Origin of the sequence: Amaricoccus sp. W119 (assembly GCF_047275745.1) — a bacterium.
GTDB lineage: Bacteria > Pseudomonadota > Alphaproteobacteria > Rhodobacterales > Rhodobacteraceae > Amaricoccus.
The window spans coordinates 201342-218016 of record NZ_JBKQWU010000002.1; the positions used below are offsets into that span (position 1 = coordinate 201342).

The 16675-nt window shown below is 69.7% G+C and carries 15 protein-coding genes and 1 tRNA gene; 8 read left to right on the forward strand and 8 right to left on the reverse strand.

The window, feature by feature from the left end; genetic code table 11:
- Positions 1-25: 25 nt before the first annotated feature.
- The gene (locus ACLJK8_RS02715) at positions 26-1207 is read left to right on the forward strand and encodes an aromatic amino acid transaminase (RefSeq protein ID WP_413148467.1); all 1182 of its coding nucleotides are present in this window, start codon (positions 26-28) and stop codon (positions 1205-1207) included.
- Positions 1208-1235: 28 nt separating this feature from the next.
- Here the strand turns inward: ACLJK8_RS02715 and ACLJK8_RS02720 are convergent, their stop codons facing one another.
- Positions 1236-2087, reverse strand: a complete 852-nt coding sequence (locus ACLJK8_RS02720; protein ID WP_413148529.1) for a helix-turn-helix domain-containing protein — start codon at positions 2085-2087, stop codon at positions 1236-1238.
- Between the two features lie 131 nt (positions 2088-2218).
- Here ACLJK8_RS02720 and ACLJK8_RS02725 point away from each other — a divergent pair, with 131 nt between their 5' ends.
- Entirely contained in the window at positions 2219-2650 is a 432-nt protein-coding gene (locus ACLJK8_RS02725) for a DUF1330 domain-containing protein (RefSeq protein ID WP_413148468.1), read from the forward strand.
- A gap of 233 nt (positions 2651-2883) precedes the next feature.
- Here ACLJK8_RS02725 and ACLJK8_RS02730 read toward each other — a convergent pair whose 3' ends face one another.
- Together ACLJK8_RS02730 and dapB are read right to left on the reverse strand one after the other, a co-directional pair.
- Positions 2884-3090 (reverse strand): cold-shock protein, encoded by a 207-nt coding sequence (locus tag ACLJK8_RS02730; protein ID WP_413148470.1) that lies wholly within the window; start codon positions 3088-3090, stop codon positions 2884-2886.
- A 202-nt stretch (positions 3091-3292) separates the two neighbouring features.
- Positions 3293-4108 carry a 4-hydroxy-tetrahydrodipicolinate reductase gene (dapB, locus tag ACLJK8_RS02735; RefSeq protein WP_413148471.1) on the reverse strand — a complete coding sequence of 272 codons (816 nt, stop codon included), beginning with the start codon at positions 4106-4108 and terminating at the stop codon, positions 3293-3295.
- A gap of 100 nt (positions 4109-4208) precedes the next feature.
- Here dapB and rbfA point away from each other — a divergent pair, with 100 nt between their 5' ends.
- Genes rbfA through ACLJK8_RS02750 form a run of 3 tightly spaced genes read left to right on the forward strand, consistent with a single transcriptional unit; the run spans position 4209 to position 7305 of the window.
- Positions 4209-4613, forward strand: coding sequence for a 30S ribosome-binding factor RbfA (gene rbfA, locus ACLJK8_RS02740; RefSeq protein WP_413148472.1), 405 nt, complete (start codon positions 4209-4211; stop codon positions 4611-4613).
- A 17-nt stretch (positions 4614-4630) separates the two neighbouring features.
- Positions 4631-5545 carry a tRNA pseudouridine(55) synthase TruB gene (gene truB / locus ACLJK8_RS02745; protein WP_413148473.1) on the forward strand — a complete coding sequence of 305 codons (915 nt, stop codon included), beginning with the start codon at positions 4631-4633 and terminating at the stop codon, positions 5543-5545.
- Positions 5546-5595: 50 nt separating this feature from the next.
- On the forward strand, positions 5596-7305 hold the full coding sequence (locus ACLJK8_RS02750) for a phospholipase D family protein (protein ID WP_413148474.1): 1710 nt from the start codon (positions 5596-5598) through the stop codon (positions 7303-7305).
- Between the two features lie 32 nt (positions 7306-7337).
- Here the strand turns inward: ACLJK8_RS02750 and map are convergent, their stop codons facing one another.
- Entirely contained in the window at positions 7338-8159 is an 822-nt protein-coding gene (map, locus tag ACLJK8_RS02755) for a type I methionyl aminopeptidase (protein ID WP_413148475.1), read from the reverse strand.
- A gap of 346 nt (positions 8160-8505) precedes the next feature.
- On the opposite strand from map, the gene ACLJK8_RS02760 reads away from it, so the two are divergent.
- Together ACLJK8_RS02760 and ACLJK8_RS02765 are read left to right on the forward strand one after the other, a co-directional pair.
- Positions 8506-9222, forward strand: a complete 717-nt coding sequence (locus ACLJK8_RS02760; RefSeq protein ID WP_413148530.1) for a competence/damage-inducible protein A — start codon at positions 8506-8508, stop codon at positions 9220-9222.
- A gap of 142 nt (positions 9223-9364) precedes the next feature.
- A tRNA-Leu gene (locus ACLJK8_RS02765) sits at positions 9365-9450 on the forward strand.
- 6 nt (positions 9451-9456) lie between these two features.
- On the opposite strand, the gene ACLJK8_RS02770 is transcribed toward ACLJK8_RS02765, so the two are convergent.
- From ACLJK8_RS02770 to ACLJK8_RS02780, 3 genes are all read right to left on the reverse strand, one after another.
- A complete protein-coding gene (locus ACLJK8_RS02770; RefSeq protein WP_413148476.1) occupies positions 9457-10872 on the reverse strand; it encodes an MFS transporter in 1416 nt (471 codons plus the stop codon).
- A gap of 178 nt (positions 10873-11050) precedes the next feature.
- Positions 11051-12655: a cisplatin damage response ATP-dependent DNA ligase gene (locus tag ACLJK8_RS02775; RefSeq protein WP_413148477.1), complete on the reverse strand. Its 1605-nt coding sequence runs from the start codon at positions 12653-12655 to the stop codon at positions 11051-11053.
- The gene (locus ACLJK8_RS02780) at positions 12655-13671 is read right to left on the reverse strand and encodes a ligase-associated DNA damage response exonuclease (protein ID WP_413148478.1); all 1017 of its coding nucleotides are present in this window, start codon (positions 13669-13671) and stop codon (positions 12655-12657) included. The genes ACLJK8_RS02775 and ACLJK8_RS02780 overlap by 1 nt, the downstream gene beginning before the upstream one ends.
- A 236-nt stretch (positions 13672-13907) precedes the next feature.
- Here ACLJK8_RS02780 and ACLJK8_RS02785 point away from each other — a divergent pair, with 236 nt between their 5' ends.
- Positions 13908-16361 carry an EAL domain-containing protein gene (locus ACLJK8_RS02785; RefSeq protein ID WP_413148479.1) on the forward strand — a complete coding sequence of 818 codons (2454 nt, stop codon included), beginning with the start codon at positions 13908-13910 and terminating at the stop codon, positions 16359-16361.
- Between the two features lie 112 nt (positions 16362-16473).
- Here the strand turns inward: ACLJK8_RS02785 and ACLJK8_RS02790 are convergent, their stop codons facing one another.
- Positions 16474-16665 carry a CsbD family protein gene (locus ACLJK8_RS02790; protein ID WP_413148480.1) on the reverse strand — a complete coding sequence of 64 codons (192 nt, stop codon included), beginning with the start codon at positions 16663-16665 and terminating at the stop codon, positions 16474-16476.
- Positions 16666-16675: the final 10 nt, after the last annotated feature.

Consider the following 16675-nt stretch of genomic DNA (forward strand, 5'->3'; position numbering starts at 1 on the left):
GGTCCGCCAGGTAGGAGGAAAACCAATGCTCGAAGCCCTGCAGGCGCCCGCGCCGGACAAGATCCTCGAACTGATGAGCCTCTACGCCGATGATCCGCGTGAGGACAAGCTCGACCTCGGCGTCGGCGTCTACAAGGACGCCGAGGGACGCACGCCGATCATGCGCGCCGTCAAGGAGGCGGAACGGCGGCTCCTGGAGGAGCAGACGACGAAGTCCTATGTCGCGCTCCTTGGGGACGCGACTTTCCTCGACCGGATGCGCGACCTGATCTTCGGCGATTCGGTGCCCGCCGACCGGATCGCCGCCTGCCAGACGCCGGGCGGAACGGGCGCGGTGCACCAGCTTTTCGAACTGATCCAGCGCGCCGACCCCGAGGCGGTGGTCTGGTACTCGGACCCGACCTGGCCAAACCATCCGGCGATGCTGGCCCATCTCGGCATTCCGGCGAAGACGTACCGCTATTTCGACACCGCGACCCGCGGCGTCGATTTCGAGGGGATGCTCGCCGATCTCGCCGGGGCGAAGGTCGGTGATGTCGTACTGCTGCATGGCTGCTGCCACAACCCGACCGGGGCCAACCCGACGCTGGAACAATGGCGCACGATCGCCGAGCTCTGCGTCCAGCGCGGTCTCGTGCCGATGATCGACCTCGCCTATCAGGGCTTCGGCGACGGGCTCGATTCCGATGTCGCGGGGATGCGCTACCTCGCGGGACAGGTGCCCGAGATCCTGGTCGCGGCCAGCTGCTCGAAGAATTTCGGCCTCTACCGCGACCGGGTCGGCGCCGCCTTCGCGGTCAGCGCGGCTCCGAACCTGACGCCGATCGCGCGCGGCAACCTCGCCTCGCTGAACCGGATGAACTTCTCCTTCCCGCCGGATCACGGCGCGCGGGCCGTCGGCATCATCCTCGCCGACGACAAGCTGCGCCTCGACTGGATCACCGAGCTCGAGGAGATGCGGCAGGGCATGCTGGTCCTGCGCCGGAATTTCGCCGAGGCGCTGCGGCGGGCGACGAATTCCGACCGCTACGATTTCGTCGCGAGCCACCGGGGCATGTTCTCCCGCCTCGGCCTGACGCCCGGACAGGTGGCGACGCTCAGGAGCGACTACGGCGTCTACATGACGGGCGACAGCCGGATCAACATCGCCGGCCTCCCGGCGGACGGCCTCGACACCTTCGCCTCCGCGATCGCGGCCGTCGATTGAGACATCCGCCGGCGGTCCGAGGCCGGGCTCAGTCCCTCGTGTTCGGACCACCCGGCGAAACCAGCCTCGCCATCGTCTCGGCCGTCCACCGGTCCGCCGGCAGGAAGGCCTCGATGGTTATATCCGACAGCGTCGTGTCGACCGCCGTCCCGAACACCGTCGTCGTGCTCAGGAAGGACAGCGTTCCGAACGGTCCGGTGATCTGGAACGGCAGAGCGATCGGCCAGTCGCGCGCCGTCCCCGCCCCGTCCGCGTCGCTCGGCTGGCCCGAGGGTGAACCGCGACGGGGGACCGGCGGGGCGGGCAGCGACTCCAGTTCCTCCCGCAGCGCGACGAGTTTCGGATCCGCCGAGATTTCGATCTCGTGCCGCAGCCGCGCCAGCGAGTGGGACCGCCATTCGGTGAGGTTCGGGATCCGCGGCGCGAGCCCGTTCGGGTGGAGCGCGAGGCGCAGCACATTGACCTCGCCCGAGAGCAGCGCGGGCGCGACCCCTTCAAGCAGCACCTGGACAGCTCGGTTGGCGGCGCGCAGGTTCCAGTTCCGGTCGATGGCCAGCGCTGGATGCGGGAGGTGGCCGTCGAGGATCCGCCCGATCATCCCGCGCGCCTCTTCGAAGCCCGGCGAGTCGAACGGCCGCTCGGGATACCGCGGCGCATAGCCCGCGGCGACGAAGATCGCATTGCGATCGCGAAGCGGCACACCGAGCGTCTCGGCCAGCCGCAGGATCATCTCCCGGCTCGGCAAGGACCTGCCCGATTCAAGAAAGCTCAGGTGCCGCTGGGATATCCCGGCATCCATTGCCAGCGCCAGCTGGCTGAAACGGCGACGCCGCCGCCACCACCGCAGCGCCTCTCCGAACTGGTTTCGTCGCCCGTCCATGGCTTCGAAAGTGGCGCCGGTGGCCGGTGGTTGCAATTACCTCCCGCGTAATCGACCGGAGCCGTGTTCCGTTGCGAAGATACCGGCGAGCCCAAGCTTGGGGACTCGTTGCGAAAGAGAAGGATCAGGCGATGTCGATTGTCTCAGATCTCGTCCGGAAGCGGACCGAAGAGCGGACCGGGCGGGCGCGACAGGGGGGCGGGAACGCGGCCTGCTATGCCGTGGCGCTGCTCCGCCATGTCACGATGGGTCCGGAAATCGTCTCGTATCTCGAAGCGATCGACGCGACGCTCGCACCCTTTCAGGGCCGCTTCATCGTTCACGGCGGTCCGTGTCATCGGTTGGAAGGCGCACCGCCGGGCGATCTCATCGTCATAGAGTTCCCCAGCTTGTCCGCCGCGCGCGACTGGTACGCATCGCCCGCCTACGCGGCCATCCTGCCCCACCGGCTCCGCAACTCCGAAGGCGATGTCTTCCTCATCGAAGGCGTCCCGGCGGACCACCGCGCGACCGATGTGCTGAACGGTCTTCAAGGCGAAGACACGCGAAGCGCGCGTTCCTGAGGCTCCGCGCGGCGGTACGGCGATCCGGGAGCGCGGGAGTCAGGCGGATCACCTCGAATTACCGCCGCCCCGGCGGGGTCGAACCGCCGCCGTCCCGGCGCGATGGCGGCCTCACCGAAAAGAAAAAGGCCCGCGAGGCGGGCCCAAGGTCGTGCCCCCCTGGGGCACAGGATCGCCGGACCTCCTTGGGTCCGGCATCTCCATCCATCGGCGGCGGAAATCCGCCCGCCGGGTCAGCGCAGCGCGATCTGGCCCGCCGAGGTGCGGCCGTCGCGGCCGGTCTCGAGCTCGTAGCTCACCTTCTGCCCATCGGCGATTTCGCGCAGTCCCGCGCGTTCCAGCGCCGAAATGTGCAGAAATACGTCCTTGCCGCCGGTCTCGGGCTGAATAAACCCGAAGCCCTTGGTTGCGTTGAACCACTTTACAGTGCCGTTCGCCATTCGATTCCGTCTCCAGTATTACCGCCCGCGAGATACGGCGGCAGCGGGTCAAGTCAAACCAAGATCAATAGTCTGACCGGCGAGACGACGAGCAGATAGTTCAAGATGTAACTTTACCACGTATCCCTCTACGACAGAATCGGCTGGCGCACAACGAGAATTGCGTGGCGCGCGCCGGTCGCGAAACGATCGTACCCGGCCGTCAGGACGCGAGTCCCAGAACATCTCGCATCGTGTACTCGCCCGGCGCCCGTCCCTGCCCCCAGAGCGCCGCGCGCACCGCGCCGCGCGCGAAGAGCATTCGGTCGGAGGCGACATGGCGGAGCGCCACCCGCTCGCCGGGACCCGCGAAGATCACCTCATGCTCGCCGATGACATCGCCGCCGCGCAGGCTCGCGAAGCCGATCGCGCCCTCGGGACGCGCCCCGGTCATGCCGTCGCGTCCGCTGACCCGCGCGTCGTCGAGCGCGACGCCCCGGCCCTCCGCCGCCGCCTCGCCGAGCATCAGCGCGGTGCCCGACGGGGCATCGACCTTGTGGCGGTGGTGCATCTCGACCACCTCGATGTCGTAGTCGGGACCGAGCACCTCCGCGATCTTGCGGGTCAGTTCCACGAGCAGGTTCACTCCCACGCTCATGTTCCCCGCCCGCACGATGACCGCGTGCCGGCCGGCCGCCCTGAGGTGCCCGAGATCCGCGGCGTCGAGGCCCGTGGTTCCGACCACATGCGTGAGCCGGGCCTGGGCCGCGAGTTCGGAGAAGGCCACGGTCGCCTCGGGCGTGGTGAAATCGACCACCGCCTGACAGCGCGCGAAGGTCTCCAGCGGATCGTCCTCGACCTTGACCCCCATCGGCGCGCCGCCCATTGCCTCGCCGAGATCCTGCCCGGCCCAGGGATGGCCCGGGCGGACCGTCGCGCCGCCGAGATAGGCGCCCGGCGCCTCGCGAACCGCCGCGACCAGCATCCGTCCCATGCGCCCGGCGACGCCGACCACCGCGATTCCGACCCCTGATGGCATCTCTCTTCCCTCTCTCGGCTCCCGTCCCCGGGGCGCGGCTCGGGGGCGGGGCCTCGCGGCCGCCCTTGACTCCGCGCGCGCGTGATAGGATGTGACCCGCATGGCAAAGACAAGACCCCTTTCCAGCGGTGGCCCCAGCCAGCGGCAGCTGCGCGTAGCCGAGGTGATCCGGCGCGCGCTGTCGGAGATTCTCGCGCGCGGCGACGTGCACGACCCGGACCTCGCCTCGGTCTCGATCACCGTCGCCGAGGTCAAGGTCTCGCCCGATCTGCGCCATGCCACAGTCTTCGTCCTGCCGCTCGGCGGGATCAACACCGAGGGCGTCCTGAAGGCCCTGACCCGCAACCGGCACGAGTTGCGCCGGCAGGTGACCAGCCAGATCGACCTGAAATTCTCGCCGGATCTGAGCTTCCAGCCCGACCGGCGCTTCGACCAGATGGACCGCACCCGCGCGCTGCTCGACTCGCCCGAGGTGCGCCGGGATATCGAGTCCGGGTCCGATTAACTCCGGAGATCCCCAAGATGGCCAGACGACAGCGCGGGCGGCCGGTTCACGGCTGGCTCCTGATCGACAAGCCCGCCGGCCCGACCTCGGCCCAGGTGGTGGCCAAGGTCCGCTGGGCGCTCGACGCGCGCAAGGCCGGGCATGCCGGCACGCTCGATCCCGCCGCGACGGGGCTCCTCGCCATCGCCCTCGGCGAGGCGACGAAGACGGTGCCCTATGTGACCGACGCCGACAAATGCTACCGCTTCACGGTGCGCTGGGGTGTGCGGACCGCGACCGACGACGCGGAGGGCGAGGTGATCGCGACGAGCGGTGCGCGGCCGGCGCGCGAGGCGATCGAAACCGCGCTCGGCGCCTTCCGGGGCGACATCCTGCAGATCCCGCCGAATGTCTCGGCGGTGAAGGTCGAGGGCGAGCGCGCCTATGACCTCGCCCGCGCGGGAGAGGTGCTCGATCTCGCGGCCCGCCCGCTGCATGTGGCGCGGCTCGACCTGATCGGGACGCCGGACGCCGACACGGCGATCCTCGAGATGGAATGCGGCAAGGGCGGCTATGTGCGCGCGATCGCCCGCGATCTCGGCGAGGCGCTCGGATGCCATGGCCATGTGATCGAGTTGCGGCGGCTCTGGTCCGGGCCGTTCGACGTGGACGAGGCGCTCGGTCTCGACGAGGTGGAGCGCCTCGCCCGGACCCCGGACCTAGACCGGCGCCTGCTCGGGCTCGAAGCCGGTCTCGGCGACCTGCCCTGCCTGCCCGCGACACCGCAGGGTGCCACGCGGCTTCGCAACGGCAACCCCGGACTCGTGCTGTCCTCGACCGTCGACTACGGCGACGAGGCATGGGCGAGTTATGAGGGCGCACCGGTCGCGATCGGAATCTACCGGGGCGGCGAGTTGCATCCGACCCGCGTCTTTCGGCTCGATGCGGACTGACGTTGCCCCATAATCCACCCCGGGGCGGCGACGACTGCCGGGGAGGCGACATGGACGGCGGCGAACAGGCGGAACAGACCCGTCGCGAGCAGGAGGCGAGTCGCGGAGAGCAGACTGGCGGCGAACAGACTCGCGAGGAACGGGCCGGTGGCAAACAGGCCGGTCAGGGACAGGCCGGAGAGGAACACGCCCGTAAGGAACCGGCTGACGAGGAACGGGTGGACGAATCGCTGACCGCGCGGCCGTTCATCACAGCCTACGAGGCGTACCCGGAGCTCGAAAGGCTGTTCCTCGGCGCGAAGACGGAAATCTGGGCCGGGTTCAGGATCTTCGACCTGCGGACCAGGCTGCGCTCACGCGAGGGACAGGCGATCGGGGCGACATGGTTCGATCTCATCGTTCACCGCCTCCGCGCCGGCGTGAAGATCCACCTCGTTCTCGCCGATTTCGATCCCGCGCTGGCCACGCCGCTGCACCGGGGGACATGGCGCACGGTGCAGCAGTTCTGCGCGGCGCGCGAGATCGCCGGCGGCGACGGGCTCGACCTGCTGCCGGTGCGCCAGCCCGCGCGGGCCGGACTCGTGCCCCGCATCCTGTTCTCGCCCGCCGTCCTCGCACGGGCGGCGCGCGAGCTTCGCGACCTCGACGACGCCGACGAGGACGAGCGGCGGGAGGCGCTGACCACCTCGGTCGGCCTGCGCCCCTGGGTCCGCGACCCGGAGAAGGGCGGGTTCCAGTTCCGCTTCTGGCCGATCCCCGACATCCACCCCGGGACGCATCACCAGAAGCTCGCGGTCTTCGACCGGCGCGTGCTCTTCATCGGCGGGCTCGACCTCAACGAGCGCCGCTACGACGACCCGAACCACGAGCGGCCGGGGGAGCAGACCTGGCACGATGTCGTGGTCGTGACGAAGGAGCCGGATTGCGTCGCCGCGGCGCAGGCGCATCTGGAGGCGCTGCTCGGCGGTCAGGAGCCGCCCCCGGCGCAGCGGGGCGGCAATCCGCGCTTCGTCCGCACCATCTCGCGCGACGGCTCCCACCGCCCGTTCCGCCTCTCGCCGATCCCCTTCATCCGCGAATCCGAGGCCGAGAACCGCAAGATCTTCACGAGCGCGCGGCGGCTCGTCTTCATCGAGACGCAGTATTTCCGGCATCGCCCGCTCGCCCGGACGCTGGCACGCGCGGCGCGGCTCAACCCGGATCTCGAGCTCATTCTCATGCTGCCCGCCGCGCCGGAGGAGGTGGCCTTCGACCCGAAGCCCGGCCTCGACGCGCGCTACGGCGAATATCTGCAAGCGCGCTGCATCCGGCGACTCGAACGCGCCTTCGGTTCGCGCGCCTTCATCGGCATGCCGCTCCGCCCCGCCCCGGCGCAGAGCGACGACCGCGACACGGCGCATGGTTCCGAGATCGTCTATATCCACGCCAAGGTGTCGATCGCGGATGATGCGATCGCCATGGTCGGTTCGGCCAATCTCAACGGGCGCAGCATGCGCTGGGACACGGAGGCAAGCGTGGTCTTCAACGACACGCATTCGGTCGCGCATCTGCGCCGCCGGCTCTTCGCGCACTGGCTGCCCGAGGACGCGCCGGAGGCGGCCTTCGATCTCGCGACCGCGCGCGCCACCTGGGCCGAGATCGCGCAGCAGAACCTCCGCCGCCCGCCGACGGAACGGCGCGGCTTCATCGTGCCCTATGATGTCAGTCCGGCGGAGGATTTTGGCAAGCCGGTGCCGGCGATCCCCGAGGAGGTCGTGTGACGCGGCTCTCGGGTCCGCCAGCCTGCCCGCGCTCAGGCCACGCGGTCCCAGGTCGGATGGAAGCGGCCGGCGGGTGACAGGGTGAAGATCTCGCAGCCGTCCTCGGTCACGCCGATCGAATGTTCGAACTGCGCCGAGAGCGAGCGGTCCTTGGTGACGGCGGTCCAGTCGTCGTCGAGAACCTTGGTCTCCGGCCGACCGAGGTTGATCATCGGCTCGATCGTGAAGAACATTCCCGGCTCCAGCACCGGCCCCGCGCCCCAGCGACCGTAGTGCAGCACATTGGGCGCCGCGTGGAACACCCGGCCGAGCCCGTGGCCGCAGAAATCGCGCACGACCGAGCAGCGATGCGCCTCGGCGAAACGCTGGATCGCGGCGCCGATGTCGCCGAATCTGTTGCCCGGCTTCACCTGTTCGATGCCCTTGAAGAGCGCGTCATGCGTGATGTCGATCAGCCGCTCCGCCTTGCGCGGCGGCGGTCCCGCGACATACATCCGGCTCGAATCGCCATACCAGCCATCGACGATCACCGTGACGTCGATGTTGAGGATGTCGCCTTCCCGGAGCCGCTTGTCCGAGGGGATGCCGTGACAGACGACATGGTTGATCGAGATGCAGGAGGCGTGCTGGTAGCCCTTGTAGCCGACCGTGGCGGAGATCGCGCCCGCCTCGCGGATCATGTCGTGGATCGCGGTATCGAGTTCGATCGTCGCGACGCCGGGCACCACCAGCGGCGCGAGCCGGTCGAGGATCTCGGCGACCAGATGCCCCGCCGCGCGCATGCCGGCGAAATCCTCTGGCGCGTGGATGCGAATGCCGTCCTTGTTGAGGCGGCCCGGCGAATAACCTTCCACGGGGGTATCTCCTGACAGTCTGATCTTCCTCGCATAGCGTGCGGCGGGCGGAACGCCAAAGACCGGGTTCACCGCCCGGTATCCACCACGGACCTCGCGCAACGGAGATGTAGGGTTTCGGCGGGCGGAGGGCAACCGCCGCCGCTCGGCCCCGCGGCCGCGCGCGCGACTTCGGCTGGGGTCGGCCGGGAGACGGCGGAGATGGCATTGCATCCGGAGGCGGCTTGGGTCTCTGATGGCGGCGACGCATTCCGGGAGACCGCCGATGACCCAAGCGAAGCCCGATCCGGAAACCGGGGAGACCACCGCTCCAACCGCCAATCCTACCGCCAATCCGACCGCCGCCATGATCACGATCGGCGACGAGATCCTGTCGGGGCGGACCCAGGACGCCAACATGCCCTTCCTTGCCCAGGCGCTGGCCGCGAAAGGCATTCCGATGCGTGAGGCGCGCACGGTGCCAGACGTGGCGGAGGAGATCGTCGCCGCCGTGAACGCGCTCCGGGCGAAATACACCCATGTCTTCACCTCGGGCGGCATCGGCCCGACCCATGACGACATCACCGCGGATTGCGTCGCGGCGGCGTTCGGCGTCGGGATCGACGTGCGCGAGGATGCCCGCGCGATCCTCGCGACAAATTACCAGAACCCCGATGTCGATCTCAACGAGGCCCGCCTGAGGATGGCGCGCATCCCGGACGGCGCCACGCTCATCGACAACCCGGTCTCCAAGGCGCCGGGGTTCAGCCTCGGCAATGTCCATGTGATGGCGGGCGTGCCGAAGATCTTCCAGACCATGGTCGAGCACCTGCTGCCGAAACTCGCGGACGGGCTCGCGGTGCTCAGCGACGCGATCCGGATCGATGAGCCCGAGGGGCGGATCGCCGGGCCGCTTCGAAAGGTCGCGGAGGCGCATCCGGAGGTGTCGATCGGCTGCTATCCGTTCCAGGTCGACGGCGCCTTCGGCGCGAATGTCGTCGCGCGGGGCACCGATCCGGAGGCGCTCGCCGCCGCGATGACGGCCCTGCGCGAGATGGCGGCGTCGCTGGCGGCGCCCGCCTGAGGCAACGGGCCTGAAGCAACGGGCTTGAGGCAGCGCGCCTGAGACTAAACAACTACCCGCCCGAGCCTGACCGTCGGCGCACAGCTTTCGCTTGCCTTCGCCCCGGCGGAGGCAATACCAGCGAGGGGCCGGGCTTGGCGAACGGGGCTTGGCGAAATTGGTAGACGCAAGGCACTTAAAATGCCTCGGGCTTGTCCCATACCGGTTCGATTCCGGTAGCCCCGACCAGACGCGCTATTCGCCCGGCGCGGGACGCGCCCGCCCCCGATGGCCGGACACCGCCGCGCCCGCGTCGCGCGGCAGGCGCAGGAAGACCAGCGCGCCGAAGAGACCCGGAATCGCGACGCCGAGGAAGGCGATATGGAAATCGCCGAGGCCGAGGCCGTCATGCCCCGCCAGCCGCTCGGAAATGTCGAGGATCGCGCCCGCGAGCGCGACGCCGACCGCGAGCGAGACCTGCTGCGCCACCGCGTTGATCGCGGTCGCCTGCGAACTGTCGGCATCCTCCACGTCGGCGAAGACGACCGCGTTCACTCCCGTGAAGCAGAGCGAGCGCAGCACACCCCCGACAAAGAGCGCGGCCATGATGAGCATCACGGGAGTCGCGGGCGTGAAGGCCGCGTTCAGGGCGATGAAGCCGGCCGAGGCGAGGATGCCGAAGCCGAGGATGTCGCGGAAGCCGAACATCCGGAACGCCCGCCCGACGATGAACTTGGCAAGGATCGCACCGGCGGCCGCGACGAAGGTGATGAGCCCGGACTGGAACGGATCGAGCCCGAAGCCGAGTTGGAGCATCAGCGGCAGAAGGAACGGCATCGCCCCGACGCCGATCCGGAAGAGCGAGCCGCCGAGGATGCCCGAGCGGAAGAGCGGATAGCGGAACATCGCCGGGTCGAGCAGCGGGAAGGTGGCCCGGCGCGCGTGCCAGAGATAGGCGGTGCCCGCCGCCGCGCCCGTCGCGAGCGTCGCATAGCCCACCGCGACGGGCAGCGCGGGCAGGCTGATGACCGAGAGGCCGAACACCAGCCCACTGAGGGCGAGCGCGCAGAGGAAGAAGCCGGGCAGGTCGACCGGACGCGGCGGGCGGGGCTCGCCCTCGGTGAGATACCGGGTCACGAGCGCGAGGCCGACGAGACTGATCGGGACGTTGATCCAGAAGATCCAGTGCCAGCTGAGATAGGTCGTGATGAAGCCGCCGAGCGGCGGCCCGAGCAATGGCCCGACGAGCGCGGGGATGGTGAGCCAGGCCATCGAGTTCACCAGCTGGTCCCGCCGCGTGGTTCGCACCAGGATGAGCCTGCCCACCGGGCTCATCATCGAGCCGCCCATGCCCTGCAGGAAGCGCGCGAGGACGAAACCCTCGATCGATCTCGCGAAGCCGCAGGCGACGGAGCCGATGACGAAGACCACGATCGCGACCCGGAACACGTTCTTCGCGCCGAACCGGTCGGCCATCCAGCCGCTGATCGGGATGAAGATCGCGAGCGCGACCAGATAGGAGGTGACCGCGAGCTTGAGCGCGATCGGCGAGGTCCCGAGATCCGCCGCGATCGCCGGCAGCGAGGTCGCGATCACCGTCGAATCCATCTGCTCCATGAAGAGCGCGACGGCGAGCACGAGCGGCGTAACGGGCGCGTTGAAACGGGGCACGGGTCTTTCCAGACGGGGTTCCAGACGGGCGGCTTCCGGCGGGCGGTTCCTGGCGGGTGCCCGGGCAAGCGCGGCCCTTGGCCATCCGCGAGATAGCCCGGTCGACCGCCGCGGGCAATGCTTCGGCGGCCCAAGCTTCCGCGGGACACGTCGCCGGCGCCTCGCGGACCCAGCGCGGCTATTCCTCCGGCAGCATCGCCTCCAGCGTCTCGATCCGGTCCGCCTCGGAGGGTGGCTTGTCCCAGCGCAAACGGCTGATCCGCGGGAAGCGCATCGCGACGCCCGACTTGTGGCGCGTCGAGCGGTTCAGCCCTTCGAAGGCCACTTCCAGCACCAGCCCGTGACCGGCTTCCGCGCGCACCGCGCGCACCGGGCCGAAACGGTCGGTGGTGTTGTCGCGCACATAGCGGTCGATCCGCGCCAGTTCCTCGTCGGTGAAGCCGAAATAGGCCTTGCCGACCGGGATCAGCGACCCGTCCCGCGCCCAGACCCCGAAGGTGTAGTCGGAATAGTATCCCGACCGCTTGCCGTGCCCGCGCTGGGCATACATGAGCACCGCGTCGATCAGCCGGGGATCGCGCTTCCACTTGTACCAGTGCCCCGCGGGCCGCCCGGCGAGATAGGGGCCGTCGCGGCGCTTCAGCATCACGCCTTCGATCACCGCCTCCGGCGGCTCGGCCCGTTCGCGCGCGAGCTCTTCCCAGCTTCCGAATGCAATGAGCGGCGAGAGGTCGAACCGGTCGGGATCGAGCGTCGCGACCAGCCGCTCCAGCCGGGCGCGCCGCGTCTCGAAAGGCTCGGGCCGAAGGTCTTCCTCCCCGTCGCGCAGCAGGTCGTAGAGGCGGAGGACGGCCGGGAACCGCTCGACATGCCGCGCGCTCACGGTCTTGCGGTTCAGGCGCTGTTGCAGGTCGCCGAAGGGTGCGACCCCGGCGCGGAGACCGCCGGGACGCGCCACCAGCAACTCGCCGTCGAGCGTCGCATCGAAGCGCATCGCCTCGGTGAGATCGGGAAAGGTCGCGGAGATATCCTCCCCGGTGCGGGAGTAGAGCCGGTGGCCGCCCGGGCCGGCGGAGACCTGGACGCGGATACCATCCCATTTCCACTCGGCGCTAAACTCGGCCGGGTCGAGCTTCTCGCGATCCGCCGCTTCGAGCGGATGCGCCAGCATGACCGGCCGGAAGCCCAGCCGGTTGTCCGGAACCGGGCGCGGGCCGTTCCCGGTCAGCCAGGCGAAAAGCGCCGTATAGGGCGGCTCCTGCCCGTGCCAGACCTCCTCGATCTCACTCACCTCCCGCCCGCCGAATTCGGCCAGCGCCTGTTTCGCCAGCCGCGCGGAGACGCCGACCCGGAGACCGCCGGTCACGAGCTTCAGGAGCGCGAAGCGGGCGGAGGCATCGAGCGTGTCGAGCCTCGACGCCACCACCCGCGGCGCCTCCCGCCGGGAGGTGTTCCGCAGTTCCGCGACGATCTCGCCGAGCGACGGATCGGCCGCCTGGGAGGGCGCCGTGGTCTCGGGCCACATGAGGGCGATCGTCTCCGCGAGGTCGCCGACGAAATCGTAGGACAGCGCGAAAAGCTCGGGATCGGCCCGCTCGGCGATCAGGCCCCGCAGCATCGCGGGTTTCACCGTGTCGAGCCTGAGGCCCCCGGTGATCGCGGCGAGCCCCCAGCCCCGGTCGGGGTCCGGCGTCTCGTCGAGATAGGCTTCGATCAGCCGCAGCTTGCCGTTGCGCGCGGGCGTCAGCGACAGGCGATCGAGCAGGGCGGCGAAGCGGCGCATCAGTCCTCCGCCTCGTCCTCGTAGCCCACCAGATGCAGCGGACGCGCCACCCGCCCCTGAAGTGCGCACCAGCGCACCAGCGCCTCCTCGCGGCCATGCGTCACCCAGGTCTCGGCGGGCGAGAGCTCGGTCAGGGTCCGCGTGAGTTCCGGCCAGTCGCAATGGTCCGAGATGATCAGCGCCAGTTCGACGCCCCGCTGCCGCGCCCGGGCCCGCACCCGCATCCAGCCGGAGGCGAAGGCGATCAGCGGATCGGCGAAGCGCCGGACCCAGGTCGCGGCGAAGGCCGAGGGGGGCCCGAGCACGATCTCCCCCGCGAAGCCCCTGCCCATCCGCCCCGGAACCGTCGCGGGTTCGAGCCGGCCGAGGTCGATCCCGCGCGAGACGTAATAGTCGCACATCCGCGCCAGGGCGCCGTGGATACGGATCGGCGCGTCATGGCCGAGGTCGCGCAGGAGCCGGATCAGCCGCTGCGCCTTGCCGAGCGAATAGGCGCCGACGAGATGCGCCCGGTCCGGGAAGAGCGCGAGCGAGTCGAGCAGCCGCCGTGCCTCGACCTCCGGCGGCGGGTGGCGGAAGACCGGCAGGCCGAAGGTCGCCTCGGTGATGAAGATGTCGGAGGGCACCGGCTCGAAGGGCGCGCAGGTCGGATCGGGGGTCCGCTTGTAATCGCCCGCCGCCGTGATCCGGAGCCCGCGCCATGCGACGGAGACCTGCGCCGAACCGAGCACATGGCCCGCCGGATGGAACGCGACGCTCACCCCGCCGAGGTCGAGCGGCACGCCCGGCCGGGCCTCCTGCCGCGTTCCCGCGAACCCGTCGCCGAGCCGGATCGTCATGATGTCGAGCGTCTCGCGCGTCGCGAGCACCGCGGCATGGCCCGCGCGCGCGTGATCGGAATGGCCATGCGTGATGAGCGCGCGCCGGACCGGGCGAACAGGGTCGATATGGAAATCTCCCGGCGGGCAGTAGAGCCCTTCGGGACGCGGAACGAGGAGGTCCGATGGCCGGATCATTCCGCCGGAACGCGGGAGGGCGCCGGAGAGTTCCGCCGCGCGTCCGGCATCGGGATGGGCCCGGTTTCGTCACCCGTTCCATCGCCGGTTCCATCACCGGCTTCATCCGCCGCTAACCATCGCCTGCGAAACACCGGGCCGTCGGGCCGATCGATCAAAAGCCGTCTTGTTCCTTAGCCACCCGTCAAGGGCGCCCGTGAGACTTCCGTAGGGTCACTCTGGAACGGTATCGCGCCATGATCGTCTCTTTTCTCAGCAAGACCCTCGAACAGAACTCCCTGGGCTATGTCCTGGCCGCGCTCATCGTCGCCACGGTGATGGCGGCGACGATCATGATCCTCGCCCGGCGCGTCACCAAGCTCAGGGGCACGCAGCGGACGCTCTGGGCCGCGCTCCTCGCCTCGGTCGCCGGCATCGGTGTCTGGACGACGCATTTCGTCGCCATGCTCGGCTTCCGCCCCGACATGATGCTCGCCTACGACTCGGGCATGACGCTCGCCTCGGCGATGGTGGGCATCCTCTGTGTCGGCGGCCCGCTCGCCATCAGCTGCCATCTGCGCTGGCGGGCGGCGCGGGTGGTCTGCGGCGTGCTCTCGGGGCTCGGCGTGGGCGCGATGCACTTCACGGGCATCCAGGCGCTGCGCGGCTGCGCGATCGATCACGACACGACGACCACCATCGCCGCGCTGGTGTTCGGCGCGGGTCTCATCGGCGCGGCCATGGCGCTGGGACCGGGCCGGCGGCGCGTGAAGCTCTCCATTGTGCTCACCGTGGCAGGCGTCTGCGCGCTGCATTTCACCGCGCTCTTCGGCCTGTCCCTGACGCCGCTGTCGATAGCGAGCCGAGCGGGCGCCGAGGCCACCGCGCTGTCGATCCTCGTGGTTTTCGGCGCGCTCGGCCTCTCCGGGGCTGCCTTCGCCGCCGTCTATGCCGAGGCACGGCTCGACAAGCAGCGCCGGCAGGCCGAGCACGCTCAGGCGCGGCAGAACGAGGTCTTCTCGCTCGCGCTCCGCAACATGTCGAACGGCCTCGTCATGGTCGACGCCGAGGGCCGGATCAGCGCCTTCAACCAGCGGGCGATGGAACTGCTCGGGCTGGAGGAAGGCGACGCCGAGCCGGGGATGGAGCTCTCGCAGATGCTGGGCGTCATGGGACGCCGCGGCGGCTGGAGCGCCGAGGAGGTGGTCGATTTCGTGGCCGAGCATTTCGACTGGCTGCAGGGCGGAGGGTCGAGCCGGGTCGAGCGCAAGTTCGAGAATGGCCGCGCGCTCAGCATCGCCTGCCGGCGGATGCCGGAGGGCGGGGCGATCCTGACCTATGACGACGTGACCGAGCACCGCGCCGCCGAGCAGGCCATGACCCATATGGCCTATCACGACGCGCTGACCGGGCTTCCGAACCGCCGCGGCTTCCGGGAGGAGATCCAGCGGGTGACCACGCGCGACGGCGCGGTCGCGGTGCTGATGCTCGATCTCGACCGGTTCAAATGGGTGAACGACACGCTCGGCCATGCCGTCGGCGACGCGCTGCTCGTACAGGTGGCCGAACGGCTGCGCCGGATCTGCCGGGCGGAGGACGGGATCTTCCGGCTCGGCGGCGACGAGATCGCGATCATCTCGCAGGGGACGACCACGGCGGAGGGCCGCATCCTCGCCGAGCGGGTCCAGACCGCGTTCCAGGAGAGCTTCCCGATCGACGGGCATTCGGTCGGCGTCGGCTGCAGCATCGGCATCGCCTCGACCGAGGACGGCGAGCGCCGCAAGATCGTCGAGAAGGCCGATCTCGCCCTCTACCGCGCCAAATCGCTCGGCCGGAACCGGGTCGAAACCTACGAGAGCGGCATGATGGAACGCGCCATCGAGCGGGGGCAGACCGAGATCGACCTGTCGCGGGCGATCGCGGAGCGGCAGCTCGAACTGCGCTATCAGCCGCTCTGCGAACTGCCCGAGGGCCGGCTGCTGGGGTTCGAGGCGCTGATCCGCTGGCACCACCCGCTTCGCGGCCTCGTCTCGCCGGCCGATTTCATCCCGATCGCCGAGGCCAACGGCATGATCCTCGACATCGGCGCCTGGGTTCTCGACGAGGCCTGCCGGCAGCTGGCGCGCTGGCCCGAGGATCTGCATGTGGCGGTCAACGCCTCGGCCGTCCAGATGCGGGCTCCCGACTTCCTCGCCCAGGTCAAGGGCGCGCTGACCCGGCACGGGGTGGCGCCCCGGCGGCTCGAGATCGAACTGACCGAGACCGCGATGGTCGAGGACGGCAAGCACATGTCGCAGGTTCTGGCGAGCCTGCGCGCGCTCGGCGTCCGCATCGCGATGGACGATTTCGGGACCGGGTACTCGTCGCTCGCCCATCTTCGCGACTTCGAGCTCGACCGGATCAAGATCGACCGCAGTTTCGTCGATACGGATCTCGACGACGTGGGCGCCCGCGCCGTCATCCGCGCGGTCACGAGCCTCGCCCGCGACCTCTCGATCATCACGATCGGCGAGGGGGTGGAGACGCCGGGTCAGCTCGACCGGCTGATCGAACTCGGCTGCGACGTCGCACAGGGGTATCTGATCGGCAAACCCGTCACGGCGGGCGAGGCGAACCGGCTCATCATGACACGGAGCTTCGACGAGGATCTCCGCGCAGAGCAGGCCGAGGCGGCCGCCTTCGCAGCCGGTCCCGTCCGCGCGGCGGGGTGAAGGTAGCCGCGGGGTGGTGCACGTGACGGCGGTGGATCGTCCGCGTGTGAAGAGCCAGGCATGCGAAGGGCCGCCCCAGGGCGGCCCTTCCCCATCCCGGCGATGGGACGGGTCAGGTGCGGTCGACGGCGTCCTTGACCGCTTCCTTCGCATCGCCCTTGGCTTTCTGGAGCTTGCCCTTGGCTTCCTGCGCGGAACCCTCGGCTTCCATCTCCGGATCGTTGATGGCGCGTCCCACCGCTTCGCGGGCCTTGCCGGCGAGTTCGTTGGCGGTGCCCTTGACCTTGTCCGTCGTGCTGCTCATCGCAGTGCCT

Bases quoted from the DNA above. Each gene is read 5' to 3' on its own strand.
- ACLJK8_RS02715 (WP_413148467.1), top strand. From the start codon at position 26: ATGCTCGAAGCCCTGCAGGCGCCCGCGCCGGACAAGATCCTCGAACTG.
- ACLJK8_RS02720 (WP_413148529.1), bottom strand. From the start codon at position 2,087: ATGGACGGGCGACGAAACCAGTTCGGAGAGGCGCTGCGGTGGTGGCGG.
- ACLJK8_RS02725 (WP_413148468.1), top strand. From the start codon at position 2,219: ATGTCGATTGTCTCAGATCTCGTCCGGAAGCGGACCGAAGAGCGGACC.
- ACLJK8_RS02730 (WP_413148470.1), bottom strand. From the start codon at position 3,090: ATGGCGAACGGCACTGTAAAGTGGTTCAACGCAACCAAGGGCTTCGGG.
- dapB (WP_413148471.1), bottom strand. From the start codon at position 4,108: ATGCCATCAGGGGTCGGAATCGCGGTGGTCGGCGTCGCCGGGCGCATG.
- rbfA (WP_413148472.1), top strand. From the start codon at position 4,209: ATGGCAAAGACAAGACCCCTTTCCAGCGGTGGCCCCAGCCAGCGGCAG.
- truB (WP_413148473.1), top strand. From the start codon at position 4,631: ATGGCCAGACGACAGCGCGGGCGGCCGGTTCACGGCTGGCTCCTGATC.
- ACLJK8_RS02750 (WP_413148474.1), top strand. From the start codon at position 5,596: ATGGACGGCGGCGAACAGGCGGAACAGACCCGTCGCGAGCAGGAGGCG.
- ACLJK8_RS02760 (WP_413148530.1), top strand. From the start codon at position 8,506: ATGATCACGATCGGCGACGAGATCCTGTCGGGGCGGACCCAGGACGCC.
- ACLJK8_RS02775 (WP_413148477.1), bottom strand. From the start codon at position 12,655: ATGCGCCGCTTCGCCGCCCTGCTCGATCGCCTGTCGCTGACGCCCGCG.
- ACLJK8_RS02780 (WP_413148478.1), bottom strand. From the start codon at position 13,671: ATGATCCGGCCATCGGACCTCCTCGTTCCGCGTCCCGAAGGGCTCTAC.
- ACLJK8_RS02785 (WP_413148479.1), top strand. From the start codon at position 13,908: ATGATCGTCTCTTTTCTCAGCAAGACCCTCGAACAGAACTCCCTGGGC.
- ACLJK8_RS02790 (WP_413148480.1), bottom strand. From the start codon at position 16,665: ATGAGCAGCACGACGGACAAGGTCAAGGGCACCGCCAACGAACTCGCC.